Source organism: Ensifer sp. CCNWLY38, from assembly GCF_037120565.1.
GTDB lineage: Bacteria > Pseudomonadota > Alphaproteobacteria > Rhizobiales > Rhizobiaceae > Ensifer > Ensifer adhaerens_H.
On record NZ_JBBBBO010000014.1, the window covers coordinates 189,107 to 208,945 of the forward strand.

14 protein-coding genes are annotated in these 19,839 nt (G+C 61.0%); 9 read left to right on the forward strand and 5 right to left on the reverse strand.

The window, feature by feature from the left end:
* Window positions 1-204 precede the first annotated feature (204 nt).
* On the forward strand, window positions 205-903 hold the full coding sequence (locus tag V7S54_RS27080) for an alpha/beta fold hydrolase (RefSeq protein WP_336409109.1): 699 nt from the start codon (window positions 205-207) through the stop codon (window positions 901-903).
* Window positions 904-997: 94 nt separating this feature from the next.
* Here the strand turns inward: V7S54_RS27080 and V7S54_RS27085 are convergent, their stop codons facing one another.
* The 3 genes from V7S54_RS27085 to alr are packed head-to-tail and all read right to left on the reverse strand — an operon-like array spanning window position 998 to window position 3,821.
* A complete protein-coding gene (locus V7S54_RS27085; RefSeq protein WP_336409108.1) occupies window positions 998-1,375 on the reverse strand; it encodes a RidA family protein in 378 nt (125 codons plus the stop codon).
* A gap of 34 nt (window positions 1,376-1,409) precedes the next feature.
* Window positions 1,410-2,660, reverse strand: coding sequence for a D-amino acid dehydrogenase (locus V7S54_RS27090; protein WP_336409107.1), 1,251 nt, complete (start codon window positions 2,658-2,660; stop codon window positions 1,410-1,412).
* 27 nt (window positions 2,661-2,687) lie between these two features.
* Complete coding sequence (gene alr, locus V7S54_RS27095; protein ID WP_336409106.1) at window positions 2,688-3,821, reverse strand: alanine racemase; 1,134 nt, start codon at window positions 3,819-3,821, stop codon at window positions 2,688-2,690.
* A gap of 126 nt (window positions 3,822-3,947) precedes the next feature.
* Here alr and V7S54_RS27100 point away from each other — a divergent pair, with 126 nt between their 5' ends.
* From V7S54_RS27100 to V7S54_RS27130, 7 genes are all read left to right on the forward strand, one after another.
* Window positions 3,948-4,424: an Lrp/AsnC family transcriptional regulator gene (locus tag V7S54_RS27100; RefSeq protein ID WP_336409105.1), complete on the forward strand. Its 477-nt coding sequence runs from the start codon at window positions 3,948-3,950 to the stop codon at window positions 4,422-4,424.
* A gap of 422 nt (window positions 4,425-4,846) precedes the next feature.
* Window positions 4,847-5,896 carry a hypothetical protein gene (locus tag V7S54_RS27105; RefSeq protein ID WP_336409104.1) on the forward strand — a complete coding sequence of 350 codons (1,050 nt, stop codon included), beginning with the start codon at window positions 4,847-4,849 and terminating at the stop codon, window positions 5,894-5,896.
* Between the two features lie 484 nt (window positions 5,897-6,380).
* Window positions 6,381-7,223, forward strand: coding sequence for a glycoside hydrolase family 16 protein (locus tag V7S54_RS27110; protein ID WP_336409103.1), 843 nt, complete (start codon window positions 6,381-6,383; stop codon window positions 7,221-7,223).
* A 41-nt stretch (window positions 7,224-7,264) separates the two neighbouring features.
* Window positions 7,265-9,679, forward strand: coding sequence for a phosphotransferase (locus V7S54_RS27115; protein ID WP_336409101.1), 2,415 nt, complete (start codon window positions 7,265-7,267; stop codon window positions 9,677-9,679).
* 29 nt (window positions 9,680-9,708) lie between these two features.
* Window positions 9,709-11,568: a hypothetical protein gene (locus V7S54_RS27120; protein WP_336409100.1), complete on the forward strand. Its 1,860-nt coding sequence runs from the start codon at window positions 9,709-9,711 to the stop codon at window positions 11,566-11,568.
* A gap of 163 nt (window positions 11,569-11,731) precedes the next feature.
* Window positions 11,732-13,900 (forward strand): tetratricopeptide repeat protein, encoded by a 2,169-nt coding sequence (locus tag V7S54_RS27125; protein WP_336409099.1) that lies wholly within the window; start codon window positions 11,732-11,734, stop codon window positions 13,898-13,900.
* A 23-nt stretch (window positions 13,901-13,923) separates the two neighbouring features.
* Window positions 13,924-16,263 (forward strand): tetratricopeptide repeat protein, encoded by a 2,340-nt coding sequence (locus V7S54_RS27130; RefSeq protein ID WP_336409098.1) that lies wholly within the window; start codon window positions 13,924-13,926, stop codon window positions 16,261-16,263.
* 103 nt (window positions 16,264-16,366) lie between these two features.
* Here V7S54_RS27130 and V7S54_RS27135 read toward each other — a convergent pair whose 3' ends face one another.
* Window positions 16,367-17,431 carry a hypothetical protein gene (locus V7S54_RS27135; RefSeq protein ID WP_336409097.1) on the reverse strand — a complete coding sequence of 355 codons (1,065 nt, stop codon included), beginning with the start codon at window positions 17,429-17,431 and terminating at the stop codon, window positions 16,367-16,369.
* A 328-nt stretch (window positions 17,432-17,759) separates the two neighbouring features.
* Here V7S54_RS27135 and V7S54_RS27140 point away from each other — a divergent pair, with 328 nt between their 5' ends.
* A complete protein-coding gene (locus V7S54_RS27140) occupies window positions 17,760-18,761 on the forward strand; it encodes an NAD-dependent epimerase/dehydratase family protein (protein ID WP_336409239.1) in 1,002 nt (333 codons plus the stop codon).
* Window positions 18,762-19,035: 274 nt separating this feature from the next.
* Here V7S54_RS27140 and V7S54_RS27145 read toward each other — a convergent pair whose 3' ends face one another.
* A complete protein-coding gene (locus tag V7S54_RS27145; RefSeq protein WP_336409096.1) occupies window positions 19,036-19,338 on the reverse strand; it encodes a hypothetical protein in 303 nt (100 codons plus the stop codon).
* Between the last annotated feature and the right edge of the window lie 501 nt (window positions 19,339-19,839).

Below are 19,839 nucleotides of genomic sequence, written 5' to 3' on the forward strand. Positions count from 1 at the left end.
AGTTGTGCCTTGTCGACATCCATATGGATGTTTGTTTATCCGTCCGTCTCCCGCACGCGACATTTCCGCTGCTCAACCAAGGCGCTTCGAACCGAGTCATAAAGACGTTCCCGCTTTTTGCGCTCCGGTGGCAGGGCGTGCCTTGACGACTTGCCCTCCTTCTTCCGATACCGTCAATCGACGTGCACGGCGAGGTGGCGAAATATGGCGATGCTTCTGGTTCCGGGGTTCATGCTCGATGCCGATCTTTGGCGTGACGTGGTTCCCGCGCTCAGCGAATGTGGCCCCGCCACGTACGCTGATCTTTCGCAGGACAGTTCCATCCCGGCTATGGCCCGTCGCGCCCTCGGGGATGCGCCGTCCAAATTCGTGCTCGTCGGCTTCTCCATGGGCGGCTACGTCGCTCGGGAAATCGTCCGGCAGGCTGCCGACCGGGTAACCGCCCTTATCCTCGTCGCAACATCCGCGCGCGGCGATAGCAATGTCGAGCTTCAGCGGAAGAAAGCAATCGCTGGACAGACTGGCAGTGCCGTCTTCAAGGGGCTGAGCCGGCCGGCCGTGGTCTCGTCGCTGCACCCTGACAATGCCGAGCGGGTGGACATTGTTGCACGCATCCAGGCGGCAGGGCAGCGATTGGGCGGCGACGTTTTTCGCAGGCAGTCGCTGATCGACCGGAGAGACGAAAGGGATGATCTGAAAACCATCCGGTGTCCAACCCTCGTCATCGCGGGGGAGCAGGACCGGTTGAGGTCCCGAGCCGAAGCGCTTGAGCTTCACCAGGGCATCGCCGGCTCAGGCTTTGAAATCATCGAAAACACCGGGCATATGGTTCCTATGGAGGCGCCGCAGCCTCTCGCCGCCGTCATGTGGGAATGGCTCGAACGACAACGCGCCGGAAGCTGATGAACACAGTTGGCGTGGCATCAAGCCACGCCATAGTTGGAGAGGTTGGGCGGTGTTGGCCGCCCATTTGATTGACGTCTCCTACGCGAGGCGCTCAGAGCGCAATGACCGCCTCGATCTCGACCTTTGCACCCTTTGGAAGCGCGCTGACTTCGTAGCAGGCGCGTGCGGGGAACGGCTTGGAAAAGAAGCCGGCATAGACCTTGTTGATTTCGGCGAAGTTGCCGAGGTCGGTCAAAAGGACCGTCGTCTTGACGGTGTTGGCGAGGCTTGTGCCGGCGGCGGCCGCAATGGCGGCAAGGTTCTTGAGGCACTGATCGGCCTGCGCAATCGCGTCATCCGAGTTGAATTCGCCAGTCGCTGGATCGATTGGCAACTGGCCGGAGACGAACAGCAGATTGCCGACCTTGATCGCCTGCGAGAAGGGGCCGACGGCGCCCGGCGCGTCGGTTGTGTGGATTTCCTGGATCATGATCTGTTTCCTCGAAAGTGTTGAACGGAACCGCTTAAGCGTAGCGAGCTACTGCGAGATCGGTTGCGTCGATCTCAGGCTTGCGACCGCTGACGAGATCGGCGATCACCCGGGCTGAACCGGAGCTCATCGTCCAGCCGAGCGTACCGTGACCGGTGTTGAGATAGAGGCCCGCGACCTTCGTCGCACCGATGACCGGCGTGCCATCCGGCGTCATCGGGCGAAGGCCCGACCAGAAGCTCGCCTTCGACACGTCGCCGCCGGGGAAGAGGTCGGTGACGGAATGTTGGAGTGTGAGGCGGCGGGGCTCGCCGAGATCGTTGGTGTAGCCGGAGATTTCGGCCATGCCGCCGACGCGGATGCGATCGCCGAGCCTCGTGATGGCGATCTTGAAGGTCTCGTCCATCACAGTCGATTCCGGCGCGCGCGACGCGTCGGTGATCGGGATCGTCAGCGAATAGCCCTTGACCGGATAGACCGGCAGACGGATGCCGTGCGGTCTGACGAGCAGCGGCGAGAAACTGCCGAGCGCCACGACAACGGCGTCGGCCTGCAGCGTTCCGTGCGCGGTGACGACGCCGCGTATGCGGCCACCCTCGACGTCGAGGCCGCGGATGATGCTGCCATAGTTAAAGCGCACGCCGAGTTCTTCCGCCTTTTTCGCAAGCGCGTTGCTGAACTTGAAGCAGTCGCCGGTCTCGTCCTTCGGTGTCAGCAGGCCGCCGACGATTTTTTCGCGCACGTGCTTCAGCGCCGGCTCGACCCGGATGCAGCCGTCGCGGTCCAGCACCTCGTAGGGAATGCCGTCGGCGGCGAGCGCCTTGACGTCCTTTCCGGAGGCATCGAGCTGCTGCTGCGTGCGGAACAATTGCAACGTGCCCTGCATCCGCTCGTCATAGGCGATGCCGGTCTCTGCACGCAGTGTGGCGAGCGAGATGCGGCTGTAGTCGGCAAGGCGCAACATCCGGCTCTTGTTGATGGCGTAGCGCTTGGACGTGCAGTTGGAGAGCATCCTCACCATCCACGACAGCATGGCGGTTTCGACCTTGGGGCGCAGGATCAGAGGCGCATGCTTCATAAACAGCCACTTCATCGCCTTCATCGGAATGCCGGGCGCGGCCCAGGGCGAGCAGTAGCCGAAAGAGACTTCGCCAGCATTGGCGAAGCTCGTTTCCAAGGCGGGGCCGGGCTGACGGTCGATGACCGTCACCTCATGTCCTGCCTTGGCAAGCTGGTAGGCCGAGGTCACGCCGATGATGCCGGCGCCGAGAACGATAACTTTCATGATGTCCTCACGGGAGAAGAGAAGGGGTCAGCGGTATTGCCGCTCGTAGCGCTGGCCGAGGCCGGTCAGGATTTCGTAGGAGATGGTGCCGGCGTCGCGCGCAATGTCTTCAAGCGTCTGGTTGGGGCCAAGCACTTCCACGAGGCTGCCGAGGTGCAGGCAAGCTTCCGGCAGTGCGGAGATGTCGATGGTGATGCTGTCCATCGAGACCCGGCCGACGATCGGTAGGCGAATGCCGTCGCAATAGACCGCGCCCCGGTCGCTCAGGCTGCGCGGCAGGCCATCGGCATAACCGACGGCAATGGTGGCAAGGCGGGTTTCTCCCGCGGCAACATGGGTGCCGCTGTAGCCGACGCGCGCGCCGGCAGGCACGGTGCGGGTCTGCACGACCGCCACGTCGAGGCGCAGGACGGGCTCCATCGGATTGGGCTGGTTGGCGATCGGCGCGCCGCCGTAGAGTGCGATGCCGGGACGGGCAAGGACACCATGATAGGGTCTGCCGAGGAAGATGCCGCCCGAATTGGCGAAGCACAGGTCGAACTCGGGGAATTCGGCCGTGATGCGGTTCATCTCGGCGAGCTGGCTTCCGTTCTGCTCGCTCTCGGCTTCGTCGGCGGAGGCGAGGTGGCTCATGATGAACTGGACATCAATGCTTCCGCTCGCTGTCAGCAGGCTGGCCACGGCGGCACGTTCTGCCGGTGGAATGCCGAGGCGCGACATGCCGGTATCGAATTGCAGTGCCGCCGGAAGCTTGCGGCCGAGCGCCTTCGCAGTCTCGTTCCAGCGCTGCAACTGCTCCAGCGAATTGATGACCGGCACGATGCCGTGCTCGACGCAGGCCGTTTCATTGCCGGGCAGGAGGCCGTTCAACACATAGACGGTCGCGTCGGCGGCGAGACTTGGCTGCAGGCGCAGGGCTTCAACGAATTGGGCGACGAAGAAGTGACGGCAACCATGCTCGTAGAGCCCGGCGGCGACCCTGATGGCGCCGAGCCCATAGGCATCTGCCTTGACGACCGCGGCTGCGCGCGCAGGCGCTACCTCCGCCGCCAGCTTTTCATAGTTGCGAGCAATGGCTGCTAGATCGATGGTCAGGTAGCCCGATGCGCCGCCCATGGCGGTCGCCGTAGCTTGCCGTCTTGCCTGTATTGCCCCGTCCATTCCAGCCTCCCCCGTGTTGGCGGGAGATTAGTGAAACGATCGTGAAATTGCCAAGGAAAGAATGATTGATCGTTGCGTGAAATAATGATCATTGAAATAAACGAAGACGAATTGGAATAATCTGCTATGGCCGCACTTGACGCGATAGACCGCAACATTCTTCGCCTGCTTCGGCTCGATGCCCGACGCAGCAATGCGAGCCTTGCCGCCGAAGTCGGCCTTTCGCCATCGGCCTGTCTGCGGCGCATAAAGCTGATGGAGCAGGCCGGCGTTATCCGTGGCTACACCGCGCTGGTAGATACTTCGAACGTCGAGGCCACCATTGCAGTGATCATCAACATCACGCTGGACCGTCAGACGGAGGATTATCTCGACCGCTTCGAGGCCGCGATACGTAGGCACCCCGAAATAAAGGAGTGCTTCCTGATGACCGGCGGGTCGGACTATCTATTGCGCGTCGAAGTCGCCAATGCCGGCGAGTTCGAACGCATTCACAAGGAAATCCTTTCAGCTCTTCCTGGTGTTTCACGAATCCACTCGAGCTTTGCGATCCGCAACGTGCTCGCAACGCGGACCGGGACGAAGCGCTCAACGCGACAATAGAGACGACGAGACGTAGGCGCAGATCCCACTGGCGATAATGCACTCGCATGGCCCTCTTTGACTGTCTCGATGGTGAGCCCGTCTGAGCGCAGCCGGCCCGAAAGAGTGCCCTCGGTCCGCCATTTCTACCTTTCTCTAATCAAGAAGAGGTATGAGTATCGAGCAAAAGTTGCATGACGGCGATATAACAACATGCTAATTTGTTAGCCGGGTTGGGCTCTATCGGTGTAACCGTCAAGGGCGATCTGATGGGCGAGGCCGATATACAGCCTGAGCCTGTACGCAATATTATTGTCGCCGCCGCGATTGCTTGGGGAGGGCAATAACGGTTCCGGAAAGTGATAGCGGCATCACTATTTTATGTGCTCTCGAACCCGCGGAGTCGCGGTTCCTTGGTAGTGCGTCGTAACGCGAGAGGCACCATGCGCAAGGTCATGACCGCCATCGTTCTGACAGTGGCATACGCGGCGATATTGTCGTGTCTTGTCGGAACAGGCTTTGCCGCAGACGTTCCGGTCATCATACTACAACCGACTTCGGATGCCGTTCTCGACGGTACCTTGCGCGCGGCCCTGAATGCGGTCGAGCTGAAACAAGCGCATGCTGGCGCCGAGCCGGACGTATCTACAAAGTCCATAGTCGAAGCGCAGCGGCGTCGCCTCGAAGAAATGATGCGCGGGATGGGGTATCTCGACGCGCACATCGATGTTTCGGATGATGGCGAAAGCGCCGCGCCCGCGCAGATCGTGTTTACCCCGCGACCCGAGGCGCTTTATCGCGTGGGCCTGATTGAAGTTGGCGGCCTTGGCGACCTGACGCAGGTGGCTCGCGACGACATCACGCGGCAGATGGTTGCCGCCGCCGGCAAACCCGTCAACGGCGAGGTTCTGGCGAGCTTGGAAGACGAGATGCTCTGGCGCGTTCGGAGTGCTTCGTACCCGCTTGTGACCGTGGTCAGCCGCCATCTGTCGCGAATGCCAGGCACGGCGCTTGCCAAGGTTAGAGTAATCCTCAATCCCGGTGTTGCGGCGAATTTCGGTCCGGTTACCTACAATGGGCTCGTCAGCCTGAAAGCCCTGGATTTGGTGCGCCTGCAGCCCTTCAAGCAAGGCGATGCCTATGATCCGTCGGTTCTCGATCGCTTCCGCCAGGCGTTGGCCGCTCACCCCTCCGTTCGAAATGCACGTGTGCTTGTCTCCGATCAGGTGGATGGCAGGGGCGAAGTCCAGCTCACGGCGCAGGTCGAAGAGAAGCAGCTCGGCATCGCCGTTACCGGTAACGGCTACCGATATGGTCTGATTGCCATGTTATCCGCCATCGCCGTGCTGGCCATCCGCCAGATGTCGCTCGCCACAATGCCACCATTGCGGTCACGTTGGCCCTGGTGGCTCGATGCCATGACGATGGTTGTACTCTGCGCGTCGTTCTTTTTCGGCGCCCAACGCCTGATGCTGTTGGCTGTGCCCAGTTGATCCAGCTCATGCGGATCTAAGCCTTGCGGGTGGTCTCGCCGCCATCGCCGTGAGAGGCGCCATCGACGTCCGGGAGTTGCAATTGACGCTGCGAGTTTTCTAATCCTTTTGGGTGAGATGAGGCCCTCTATTTATAGCTACATATCATTATCTTTCACAGCCAAAAGTAATATGCTATCTATATTTAAGTAGGCACTGAAGTTTCGGATATATTTTTAGGGCATAGAATAATTTCGAGTTCAAATTGAATTGATTGCTTTCTTTCCCGGTGAATTCCATACTTTGAAGTAATTGACTGATGTATCCGGGCAGGAAATCTCCTTGACGACGCGAAGCTCGATCAGAGATATCAAATTTCGTAAGCGACAGGCTGGCGAATACGGGGGCAAATGCGCGAAACCCGCGTTTTGCGTGCACTCGCAGGTAGCTGCAGGCTAGTACGTCTTGCGACAGGCCAATGTAGTCGGACCGGACGGGTTGTTGCATGGTTATGGGGTATTGGGTAGCGGCGCTGTCGGGACTGGCATGCGCATTGTGGGTCGCAAATTCTGGCGCCCTGGCTCAAGATTTCGGGCCGCCCGGAAACGGGCAGTGGAAACGCATCTTCGCCGAGGAATTCAACGGAAAGCGGCTTGATCGCCGGAAGTGGACCCGTTGCTATTGGTGGGACAAGAACGGCTGCACGAACCTCGCAAACAAGGAACTGCAGTGGTACATGCCCGACAACGTCAGTGTCGGCAACGGCTACCTGCGTCTGACCGCGAAGCCTGAAAAGGTCAACGGGCATGAGGGCCGCACTTTCAATTATACATCCGGCATGGTGACGACGGGCCGGGACTATCTGGAGCGAGCGAAGCCCGATCGTTTTGCCACTAGGTACGGCTACTTCGAGATCCGCGCCCGGGTGCCGCGTGGCAAAGGCCTGTGGCCAGCCATCTGGCTGCTGCCGTCGACGCAGGAGCCGCGTCCGGAGATCGATATTCTCGAGGTGCTCGGTCACGCAACCGACACCTACGAGATGCATTTGCACTACCTCGACAAACAGAACAGCTGGCAGAGCGATGGCAAGAGCGCAAAGACGACCGATCTCGCCAACGGCTGGCATGTCTATGGCCTGGAGTGGCGCAAGGATGCTGTCGTCTGGTACCTCGATGGCAAGGAGATGTGGCGCTATACAAAGACTGAGGGCATTTCCCAGGAGCCCATGTACCTGCTGATCAATCTGGCGGTGGGTGGCAACTGGCCGGGCTCGCCGAATGCCAAGACAAAGTTTCCAGCCGATTTCCTGATCGACTATGTGCGTGTCTGGCGGCGCGTAGGCTCATGAACGCGAACCCACCAATCCTGCAGCATTCGAGGCCAGTAGAGATGCAGGCCCGTGGGCGTGGGAGAGGGTGGAAACAGCTGCTGCCGTCGGGCCTGATGACTTCGTCGCTGTTGCGCAACGGTTACGCCCTTATTGCCAACAGCGGGCTAACCGCCATCCTGGGATTGGCCTTCTGGTTTCTGGCCGCGCGCTATAGCACCCCGGAGGCGATCGGCCTTGGCGGCGCGATCACCGCGACCATCGTCAACCTTTCCAATGCAGCCCAGCTCAATTTCGGCAATTTCCTCGTTCGCTTTGTCCCGACCATTGGCAAGCGCGCTGGTCGATTGATCCTGTTTGCCTACTCGGTTTCGGTGGCTGCCTCCATTCTGGTCGCGGTCGTCTTTCTTTTCGTCGTCGGCGCATTCATGCCGAAACTGGAGGTTTTGACGCAGAGCGCCGGCGTCATGGCGTGGTTCGTCGTGACGGTCGCGATTTGGTCGGTTTTCGCGCTTCAGGACAGCGCCCTTTCGGGGTTGCGGCAGTCCATATGGGTCCCGATTTCCAAGACCACGTACCAGTTCATCAAGATCTCGCTGCTGGTGCCTCTCACGCTTTTCGGCCTCGGTTGGGAGGCGATCGCGCTCTCCTGGACGGCGCCGGTCGTCCTCTTTGTGCTCGCCGTCAATCTGTTGATCTTCAAGCGGCTCGTGCCGGCGACGGAGGATGCGCCGGACTATGAGCATCTGATCCATCGGCAGAGCATGGCCCGATACTTCGGTTGGGACTATATCGGAGCGGTGTCGATGATGGTGGCATGGACCGCGACGCCTCTGGTGGTGCTCAATCTGGTCGGTGCTGCCGAAAGTGCCAGTTTCTTCGTCGCCTGGACGATCTTCACATCACTTTATTACGTCGGCAGTTCGATGGGGCTTTCGCTGCTTGCCGAAGGCGCGAGCAACGGCGGTCGGTTGCGGTCGCTCGCGGCAGATGCGGCGGTGATGTCGGTGCTGCCGCTGCTTGGCCTCGTCACGCTCATGGTCATATTCGCGCACCCGATCATGTCGGTCTTCGGTGAAACTTACGCGGATGAGGGCGCCGCCATCCTGCGGATCTTCGCGATCGCCAGCGTCGTCTCCGCAGTGCTGTCGATATACCTGTCGATTGCCCGCACCAAGGGGTGGATGCGATCGGTCGCCATGGCCGAGTTTTCGGTGATGGCCCTGGCCCTGGTCTCGGGCGTCTTCCTGGTGCGTCATGAGGGGCCGATCGGAATGGCCGAGGCCTGGCTACTGGCGATGCTGACCGTCGCCTGCGGCGTCGGCGTGTTTGCTCTTGTCACCGGCCGTCGCGACAGTGTGTATGACTGGGCTCTGGCGGTTGCGGCCGCATCGAAAAGGCTCTCGGCACAGTTTCTGCCTTGGGGGCGTCCGCAAACGCCATTGCCCATCGAAGCCGATCTTGCGCCATTGCTGCTACTGACCGCGCGGCCCGATGCGCCCGGCTGGCGACCGCACGGCGCGGAACCGGGCCCCGATGGAACCGTGACCGTGTATCTCGCAGATCATGCAGGCGATGTATCCGGATACCAGAACGAGACCCGCGCCGTGCTTCGTCGTGCGCGCGATCTCGTTGCCATTACCTATATCGAGCGGCAGATCGACAACCTCGACTTAATGCAGGCGGAGCCGCGCCTGAGGGATTTCTTGCCGCTGCTACCATCCCGGCTGGCGGTTCGGCGCACCAAGGGCGCTATCGATTGCGTCGAGGCGGCAATTGGCGGTGAGAGTGGTGTCGGCTTGTTGCGACATCCCGTGCAGTTGCAAGCCGGGCTTACGGAGGCCGCAGGCGCCATTGCGCTTCTGCACGGCCGAACATCGGCGCCGCAGGCGATCGGCGAGGGCTGGTTCCGGGAGTGGATCGAGTGGCCGGCGGCGCAGTTGCGGAACCTGAATGGCTCATTGATATCGCAAGTGCGGCGGGAAGCGGCGCTCGATCTGTTCGTGCAGAGGCAGCGTAGCTATTGGTGCGGCCGAGAACTGCGCTTAGGGTGGTGCCACGGCGATCTCCAGCCTCGCAACCTTCGCTTTTCTGGAGTTGGAGGCGACGCCTTCAGGCTTGCCGGCATCCTGGAATGGGGCAAAGCACGGCCAAATGCGCCTGATGGTTATGATGCCTGCGGGTTGGCGATCGCTCTGCGCGCGATTTCTTCGGGAGAGCCTCTGGGCGCTGTGGTTGCCGATCTGCTTTGGTTGCCGGAATGGAACCCTGAAGAAAAGGCCTGGCTCGCGGTCAGTAGCGGCGATGATCGAGGCTGGAGCGACGACGCCATTGCGACCCGAGCATTGGTCGGTCTGGTGTGGCTGCAGCAAGTCAGTGAGCGGATACGGCGGCCCGAGGGGACTGGCCGGCTGTGGATCGCGGCCAATGTCGATCGTGTGTTGCGTATCGTATCTTCTGAAGGAGGTGCGCTGTGAATGTGGTAGCGACCGACGTCCTTGCCGTTGTGCCGACCGGCGAACAGCCGGCGGCGAAGAAGGTTGCCGGCGTCTCGGTTCGCCCGGCCACCTTATCCCTTGGCTGTCTCGGGTTTGCATTCACGTTCTGGGTCGTGAGCCTCTACCGCATCGATCCGGCGAATGTGAACGACTATGGCCTGTTCTCCGTCCTTCCTGTCACAATCTGGGTGGCCTATGCGGCGGTGGGGATTGGCTTTGCGCTCAGCCTGAAGCGAGATGTATGCGAGACCCGCATTCCGCTGCTGCAAATCGCCATGCTGGTGCTGTTGCTCCATGCCACGCCCGCGATCGTTTACGACGAACTGCGTTATGCCTGGGCCTGGAAGCACGTCGGCATCGTCGACTATGCACAACGGCACGGTCAGATCGACCCGACCGCTCCATTCCTGGCGGCTTACAGAAACTGGCCCGGTCTCTTTGTTGCCAGCGCCGAGCTTGCCACGTTCTTCGACATCAAACCGATCGAGCTTGCCAGCATCGTCCGATTCTCGCCCCCGGCTCTTAATCTGCTTTATGTGCTGGTACTCCCTCTGATCTTTCGGCGCTTCACGGCGGATCCCAGATTGGTCTGGGGTTCGGTCTGGTTCTTCGCGGTTGGAAACTGGATTGGCCAGGACTATTTCTCGCCGCAGGGCGTTGCCTTGCTCTTCTACCTGATGCTCATCGCGCTTTGCGTCGGGCCACTTCGTGTCGTGCATACCTGGGCGGACCCCAACCGCCGCGGCCTGGGGGGAATCTTCGGCCGCTACTTTGCCTTTACCTCGCGCGGAGAGCCGCCGGCAACATCCGGCCTCACGCCAGGCGCAAGGCTGGCGGCGTCGATCCTGGCCATGGCGCTGATCGTTGCCATCGTGACCACGCATCCGCTTACACCGATGGTCATGCTTGTGGCTCTGTGCGGTCTGGGTTTCCTGGGGCATATCAGCCTGGGCTATGCGGCATTCGCGCTGGTCGTCGAAGGCAGTTGGCTCCTTTACTACGCAGACGGCTATCTGGCGTCCGTGCTGCCGGAACTGGTTCACCAGTTTGGCGCTACCTCGGCTGAGATCGGCGATCGCCTGGTCGACACCTCGATCGTAAGTCCGGGGCAGGTGGTGGTGTCGTGGGCGTCGCGTGCCCTGACGGGTGTCATCGCATTGGCGGCCTTGCTTGGTGGTCTGCGGCGCCTTGCGGCGGGCTATCGCGATGCTGCGGCGGTGGTGTTGACACTCGCCCCGGCGTTCCTCCTGATTGCGACATCCTACGGTGGTGAGATCGCCTTCCGCGTCTACCTCTTCGCCCTACCGTTTCTGGCGTTCTTCGCGGCGGCCCTGTTCTTCCCCTCGTCGGGCACGCCGAGGGATGCCGTTGCCCGCTATGCCTTGGGCGCTTTGGTAGCGCTGCTGTCGGTGGCGTTCGTCCTCGCCAACAACGGCAAGGACCGGCAATACACCTTCACCCAGGACGAAGTAGCGGTTTCGCAATGGCTCTACGCAAACGCGCCGGCGGGAACGATGCTGATCGAAGGGGCTCCCAACTACCCCGAGCAATTCATGAACTATGAGCGCTTCACCTATGTGCCGATCTCGATCGAGAGCAAGCAATCCATTGCCGCCGTGCTCGCCGATCCCGCCGGGGAACTGTCACGCTGGCTGCAAGGTCGCCCGCCGGGGACAGCGTTCATCATCATCACGCGAAGTCAGAAGGCCTATATCGACGATCTTAGTGTCATGCCGAAAGGTTCACTTGATGCGATCGAGCGTGCGTTGCTCGCTTCGGCGCGGTTCCGGCTGGTGAAGGCGACATCGGACGCCAAGGTCTTTGCGCCGGATAGCGCAGGCATTAAAATGGGGGAATGGGTCAAATAGACCGGCGGCTCCCAGGCTTGCTTCAGCGACAGGCTGAAGTGGCTGAGGGGGTGGAGCACATCAAGTTGTCCCCGCCGGGAAGTGCAGTGCTTGTTTTGTGTTGCTGTTTTTGGCTGTGCTGCGTTTTTTGAATGCAGTTCGCGCGTGTCGGGAGCTTGGGCGCATGCGTATTGGATGGTTGTTGTTGGCCAGCGCCGCGTTGTCGGGAAATTTGGCGCAGGCCAGTCCCGGGGAACAGGTTCCGGCGGTTCGGCCGCTGGCTTTTGAGGGCAAGATTGCCGAGCAATCGAAACAGCCCGATGGCTTCGTCAAAGCCTTGGCTGGATCCTACGTCGCGCTCGGCGATCTCTATCGTGACGGCAAAACGACCGTCGCGGCCGCGGATGCAGCACTTACCTATTATCGCGAGCTGGCCAATCCGGACCGGCCGGATGCGCTCTATGCGATCATATCGCCCGCTGATCTGGTCGGCCTAGTCAAAAACGCGCCGGCCGACCCGTTCGCGGCCACCAAGCTCTATATGGAAGCGGCAGCTATGGGCAGCGCTGACGCGCTGGTGCGGCTTGGGGACCTCTACAGCCAGGGCAGGGTGGTCGCCGCCGACCTACGTCGGGCGTTTCACTTCTACGATCAGGCAGCCAAAGCCGGAAGTGACGATGGCAAACTGCGCGTTGGTGAGATGCTGGCGCGCGGGCAAGGTGTAACCCGCGATGTCGGCAGGGGGCTGGCGATGATCGAGGCTCTCGCCAGCTCAGGCAATCCCGAGGCGCTGGTCTTGCTGGGCGACCTCTATCGTCCGGTCAACCCAGGAATGGTGGCCCTGGATCCGGCGCGTGCAATGGCCCTCTACCGAAAGGCGGCGGGTTTGGACTACGAGCCGGCGAAGCTGCGAATTGGCGAAATGATCGCCTTGGGTCAAGGCGTGACAAAGGATGTTGATGGCGGGCTGGCGATGATCGAGGACGTGGTCGCTCGCACGCACAACCCCGCTGGGCTCGTGCTGCTCGGCTCACTCTACAGCCGGTCGGACGGTGGTGTTATCTCAGTCGATTTTGCCAAGGCCTACGGCTACTTCCGCCGCGCAGCCGACAGTGGCGACGAGACCGGCATCCTGCGCACCGGCGAGATGCTTGCGCGCGGACGCGGCGTCGATCAATCCTATGACGCGGGGCGTGCCATGTTGGCAGGTCTTGCCGATCACGGCGACGCCTTCGCGCTGATAGCGCTTGGTGACCTGTTGAGCGATGCGACCGTGGCCGCTGTGGACTTGCCGGGGGCGGTCGCATCCTACGAAAAGGCCGCAACACTTGGCCATTCCGATGCATTGGTCAGGCTCGGTGATCTCTATAGCCGCAGCGGGTCGGTAAAGCAGGATCTGCCCAAGGCGTTCTCCTATTACGGCAGAGCTGCTGGGGCTGGAAACATGGCCGGCAAACTGCGTGTCGGTGAGATGACCTTGCTCGGACAGGGCACCGAACGCGATGTTGCCGGAGGACTTGCGCAGATGAATGCGCTTGCCGATCTCGGGGATACCAATGCCCTCAACCTGTTGGGTGCGATCTATCAGCGTGGCATCGACGGGACACTGCCGGCCGATGCTGCCCGTGCCTATGGCTATTTCAGGAAGGCGGCCGACGCCGGAAGCCTGGATGGCAAGGTGATGGCCGGCGTGATGATGGTGCGTGGCCAGGGTGCGGCCAGAGACGTCGCTGCCGGCCTGGCGCTGGTGCGTTCGGCGGCTGATGCCAGCGACAGCAATGCACTCGTCTCGCTGGGAGATCTGATGGCCGATGGTTCCGCGGGTGCCGCCAACGTGCCGGAAGCGGTGCGCGCCTATGAAAAAGCAGCCGAGCTCGGGCGCTATGACGCCTTGGTGCGAATTGGCGATATCTATCGCCTGGGTGGGGCGGTGCCAGCCAACCCTGGCAAGGCATTCGAATATTATCGCAGGGCCGGGCTTGCCGGTGACGCAACCGGCAGGCTGCGGCAGGGCGAAATGACGGCTCGCGGCGAAGGCACCGCACAGGACATCGGCGCGGGCCTCACGATGGTAACGCAAGTCGGCGTTGGCGGTGACCCCTACGCTTATGTGGTGCTTGGCGACCTTCATCTTTCGGGCGCCGTCGGGCCGGTCGATGGTCAGGCCGCGGTTGCGGCCTACGAGAGTGCGGCCAAACTGGGAAGGGCTGACGCCTTGCTCCGGCTTGGAGACCTCTATCGCGACGGCAAAGGCGTCCCCGCGGACGGTAAGAAAGCGGCCGAGTATTACCTGAGGGCTGTCGAGGCAGGAGACCTTCCAGCGATGGCGCCGGATGATGGCGCTCAGCATTGAGTAAGTTGTAAAGGAGTTTGGCGTTGTGGCGGACATCTCATCTCGTGTTGTCGGCGGTCGTTCTGACCCTGGCGGGTGCGGCGTGGTCGGCAGAAGCAACCTCTGATCAGAGCGCGCCTCCGGCCTCCGGCGATTCCGGCATTGCCGCGCGTGTCGGCAATGCCGACGCGCTATTGAGGCTCGGCGATCTCTACAGCGATGAGGATAATGCCAACCACGATCCGGCCAAGGCTTTGAATTATTACCAGCGGGCGGCCGATGCCGGCAATGTCGTGGCCAAGCTCCGTGTGGGCGAGATGCGCGTTTTTGGCCACGGCACGCAGCCGGATACTGCAAAGGGTCTTTCGCTGATCGAGGAGGTAGCCGCAGGTGGCGATGGCGCTGCCCTTGCTTTGCTGGGTGGCATCTATAGCCATGCGGACCCTTCGGCCGTTCCAATCGATCTGCCGCGCGCCTATGAATACTACCGCCGTGCTGCGGCGGTCGGGAGCGCAACCGGTATCCTGCGCAGCGGCGAAATGTTGGCGCGCGGCGAGGGAACTACGAAGGACGTGGCCGCGGGACGCGCACTGGTGCGCTCCCTTGCCGACAAGGGCAATGTCTACGCCCTCGTTTCGCTCGGCGATCTGCTCAGTGGAAGCGATTCAGGTCCTGCCGATATCGAGGGCGCACAGGCGGCCTATGCCCGAGCGGCAGCGCTTGGGCGCTCGGATGCGCTGCTGAGCCTGGGAGACCTGGTCGGCAGCGGCCGTGGCGGTAAGCCCGACTACGCCAAGGCTTTCGAGTTTTATGAGAGGGCGGCCAAGGCTGGCATCCCGTTCGGACAATTGCGTGTGGCCGAATTGACCTTCCGCGGCCGAGGTACCGAGCAGGATGTCGAAGGCGCGTTGGCCACGATCAGGTCGATGGCCGATACAGGTGATGCAGAAGCACTCACCTTTCTTGGCGATGTCCATAGCGGCATCATCCCGGCCCCGTTTGCGCCTGACGCCGAATTGGCGCTTGGCTATTACCGACGTGCCGCGGACGCAGGCAACACCCATGCGATGCTACGGTTGGGTGAGATGACGGCGCATGGCTCCGGTACGCCGCGTGACGTCGAAGCGGGACGCAGCATGGTTCGGCGCATCGCCGAGGGCGGCAACGCGGCCGCACTGATCAGCCTCGGTGATCTCCTGCGGGAACCAGAGTCCGGTGATGTCGATGGAGTTGGGGCCGTTGCGGCATACGAGCGCGCAGCCGACCTCGACGAGGCGGATGCGCTGGTGCGTCTCGGCGACTTCTTCAGTGACGGAAAGACGGTCGCCGTGGACTTCCCCAAGGCACTCGACTACTACCGCCAAGCGGGCGCGCGCGGCAACTATATTGGAGCGGTTCGAGCCGGAGCCATGATCGCGCGCGGGCAGGGCACTGCGCAGGACGTCGTTGCCGGTCGCGCCATGGTCAAGGCGGCCACAGAGAGCGGCGAGGGCGAAGCGCATGTCGTGATGGGCGACCTCTTTGCTCGAGGTGACGCTGGTCCGCCCGATTTGAAGGCAGCGATGCGCGAGTATGGCGAGGCCGCTTCGCTTGGCTGGACGCAAGGTCTGATCAGACTCGGCGATCTCTACCGCGAAGAGAAACTGCAGGCGAGCAACGGTCGGCGTGCTGCGGACTATTATCGACAGGCGGCGAAGGCCGGCGACCCCTACGGGCTGCTGATATTGGGGACCGTGCAGTCACAGAGCCTCTTGCGCAACGCCGGCAGGGCGGCCGATGGCATCGTCGCGCTACGGCAGGCGGAAGCCATGGGCTTGAAGGACGCTGTCATTCCCCTTGCTGACGCCATGCTCTACGGCATGGGCACGAAGCGCAACGGCAAGGCCGCGGCCGCGCTGCTCGAAAGTGCCGCGAGTGAAGGCAATATCGCGGCTGCGCGCCAGCTTATCAGCTACTATCGCGATGGTCGTCGCTATGGACGCACGACCTTTTTCAAGGCCGATATGAATCGAGCCCAGCAATTGTTCGCGGAGATTTCGCCTCGGCTGTCGCGAGGCGATCGGATTGTCGAGGAGATGTTGTTCTCGGCAGCGACTTCGAAGCGCGGCTTGCAGTCGATTGCAGTCCGCATGCAGGAACTGTCGGCGGAATCGCGTCAATCGCTCATCCGCATGATGCGTACCACGCATCCGAACGCCTACATCTACCTAGCGCAGTACCGGCTCAAGGAGGTCGGTATCTACAGCGGCCCGCTGAATGGCAGCCTCACGCGCGCAACGATGCGTGCCGTCAACCGTTATTGCGCGTCGAAATCGATGCGAAACGCCTGCCGTTTCGGGCCCATGAGCAGTCAGGTCGGAGATGTGCTGGCCTACGCGTTTTAGGACACGCTACCGGCTGGTCGACATTGAGGACACTATCCAGGAGTGCGAGGCTGTCCCATCTTGGAGAAGGCGCTTCGCGTGCTGTCTTCGAGGCTTGGAGGCGTCAGTCGAACCTGTCGCCGAATATGCGGCTCCAGTGCTCGCCGACGAGCCCATTGAAGAAGCCGTTGCCCGCTTGAAACTGGTGAACGAGCTCCGGATCGCGGGCATGAACCACCGTCGAATTGATGTTGAAGAAGAAGATTCGCCGGCCGAGCATCGCTTCGAGTAGCGCGGGTTGGGTTCTTCCCCTGATACCTGCCAGACCAGCGCCCGCCGCATGCGCAATCAGGCAGTCGATCACGGCCCCCGCTTGGCCGGGCAGGGCCAGAACCTGCAGGACGTGACCAATGTCGCCGGTCCCTCCAAAATACATGAAAGCTCCGATAATGGTCCCCGTCCGGGCTGAAACAGTGCATCGCACCGTTCCGCCGAAATCCTGCTTGGTTGCGGCATCCGACATGATGCGCTGAAGCAAGGCATCATCCCATGCAGGATGGACCGGGAACTTCGAGGTGAACTTGCCGATGAGGTTCGAGAAGCCTTCCTGATCGATGTCTGCCAGCGCGTAGCGACCGGTTTGAGCTGCGACGCCACCGGCGCCAAACCAGCGCGAGAATTCTCCGCTGCGAAATCGTCCCAGGCCGGCATCGGCGAGGCGCGCAAGGGGCGTTGCCAGGCCAGCGAGCGGAACTCTCGCTCTGGCCGCCGCAACGACAAAGCTCGCTGGCCGGATGATCTTGACCCAGTCGAGGCTGTACTTAGGCAGGATCGAGCCGCGCAGCGTCATCCACATGCCGGCGGTGACATCGCTTGCCGTCTCGCTGAAGGAGATGTCCTGCGGGCCGGCCAGGAAGGCCTTGAGTAGCCTTGCGCCGGCGAGATCATTGCGCTGATCGGCATCGACCATCAACGACCCGCAAATCGAGGCGTTTAACCTGGCTTCTGCGAAGCGCATCGGCATTGATGTGACGCCGACAAAGCCAGAGACATTGCCATTGTCACCGACGTGCACCAGTGATGGCGATCCCACATCACCGTCAATGGCGTCGAGATAGAGGCGCTTGAGGTAACCGGCAAGAGATGGCGGCGCAGGACCGCGTTGCCTGCGCAATTCGCGCTGGAACATGTCGGCGACAACGGGAAGATCATGGGCCTGCAAGGGGCGAATTTCAGGCATCAGGAGAAGCCTCGGCAATTTCTCAACAACAATGACTTGTGCAGAAATATCTTAGAAAGCTCCTGGATATCGACTGGTGTAGAACCGGTCCGGACCCTTGTAGCGGTCAATCGATCAGTTTCTTAAAACGCCGTAGTTATATCACGAGGCGCTTTGCAAGCAATCCATAATGTGGCCGATCGCGCCACACCGAGCGTGCCGGTTCTCCAGCCTTGACGGCGCCTGCGCGACAATGGAGGATTGAGGCAGCGAGAACAGCGAGCGCCGGTTGCACGGCATGGTCAATCACGCCGGTTGGTGTGATCTGATCGGTGCCAGCGCGTATCAGGCATCGCGTTCCGAGTCCGACCAGCGTGAGGGCAGCGACTTGAATAGGATTTTGGTAACCGGTGGGGCCGGCTTCATAGGTGCAAACCTCGCACGGCGCTTGCTGCAGACCGGCCACGACGTTGTCGTCCTTGATGATCTGAGTTCGGGGAAACCTGAGAACATCCCAAGCGGGGCCACTCTCGTCGAAGGCTCCATTCTCGACCGCGAGACCGTCCAGCGCGCACTTGCGGGTGTCGATGCCTGCATCCATCTGGCAGCCGTCGCTTCGGTCGAGCGCTGCAACCGGCAACTAACGTCGTCCCACGCCATCAATATCACGGGCCTGTTGACGATCGTTGAAGAGCTCGCCCGCACCGGTACCAAGCTTCCACTCGTTTATGCTTCGTCAGCGGCAGTTTATGGAGCAAGCCAGGACCTGCCGCTGTCCGAAGATGGCAAGTGTGTTCCTCTCTCGCCCTATGGAGCCGACAAACTCTCCTGCGAACTTCACACGCGCGCCGCCTATGAAGTCTACGGTCTTTCCACGACCGGCTTACGGTTCTTCAACGTGTTTGGTCCGGGCCAAGACCCATCGTCTCCCTATTCCGGGGTGATCACCAAGTTCGCCCAGCGACTGAAAAACAACGAGAACATCACCATCTACGGCGACGGCATGCAGACCCGCGATTTCGTTTATGTCGACGATGTGGTGGAGGCATTGATCCGCGCGGTCGGCAGCGACAGGCAGGGTGCTACCGTGATCAATGTTTGCAGCGGCGTCGAGACGACGATAAACGACCTTGCACGGATCATGATCGAGGAAACGAATTCCCCGTGCGGCATCGAGCATGTGGACGGTCTGCTCGGGGAAGTTCGACGCTCCAAGGGATGCGCGCAAGCGCTTCAGACGATCCTTGGCTATCAGTGCCGGACGGATCTTCGCACGGGACTGGCGCGGCTGCTGCAGTAGTACTTGAGCGATGGGCACGCCAGAACCGCTGCGGCATCCTGTTGGCGCGCCATTGGGCGGCTTCAGGGCAGTAGGGCGGGTGCTCTCGCCGGAACGCTGCCAAGTGCGCTTTCGGGGGCCAGTTCTAGATCATTTCATTGTTTCATCGAAACACTGAAGTGAACTAAGTCTTTGAAATTACGCAATTCCGGACGGAAAACCGTTTCGCACTTTTCCTGGAATTGCTCTGGAGCATCTTTCCGCTTCGAGTGATTCCACTTGAGAGCGGGATGCCCTACCGCTTGCCTTTGTTCGGTGTAATCAGCGTGCCGACAACGAGCGGGCCGTTGACAGGTTGGCGTTGACTGGCCGCGTCAGCCAGTACGCCATCAATCTGTTCCTTGAGCCCTCGCGCTTTGGCGAGCAACGCGGCCTCGGCTTCCATCAATGCGCTCTTGTCCGCAGCGGGCGACTGTTCGACGGCACGTCGAGCGTCGCGGAGTTCTGCGGTGAGGGCTTCCCACTCAGCCATCAACTCCATCCACCGCTTCACAGGATCTGTGGACGGCGCCTTGGCGATCTGTTCTTCTGGCTGCATCGGCTGATCTGCTCTCATCTCGCTTCGGCATGCAAGATACGCGATTCCCTATCCGCACGCTATCAATCTCGCAACCTCAGGGCAAAATGTAAGGCCACCATCCCTCTGAAATTACGTAATTTCAAAGGGTTAGGGAAATTGTTTGCTGCCCTGATACGCCCGTATGATATGTGCATCCGTTGCCGATACCGCAAGAATTCCTGTTCTTTTAGCCTACCGGCTCCATGGAATTGGCGCCAAGATGTGCTTGTGGGGTCAAGCTTCATCTGAGCATTTCAGGCGGAATCCCGGGAGCAATTTTCCGCTTCCCGTCTCCTATCGAGACAAAAATCCAGTAGTTAAGAAAATGCTTATATGATGGGTGTTGGAGAGGATAGCGAAAATCGGTTGAGACACGGTTTTCCAGTAAAAAATTACGGATATAAATATAGATTGGATGGAAAATCAGCGACATTATAAGAATATATTGCCGAGATTTTTACGGAAACATCGGAATATCAC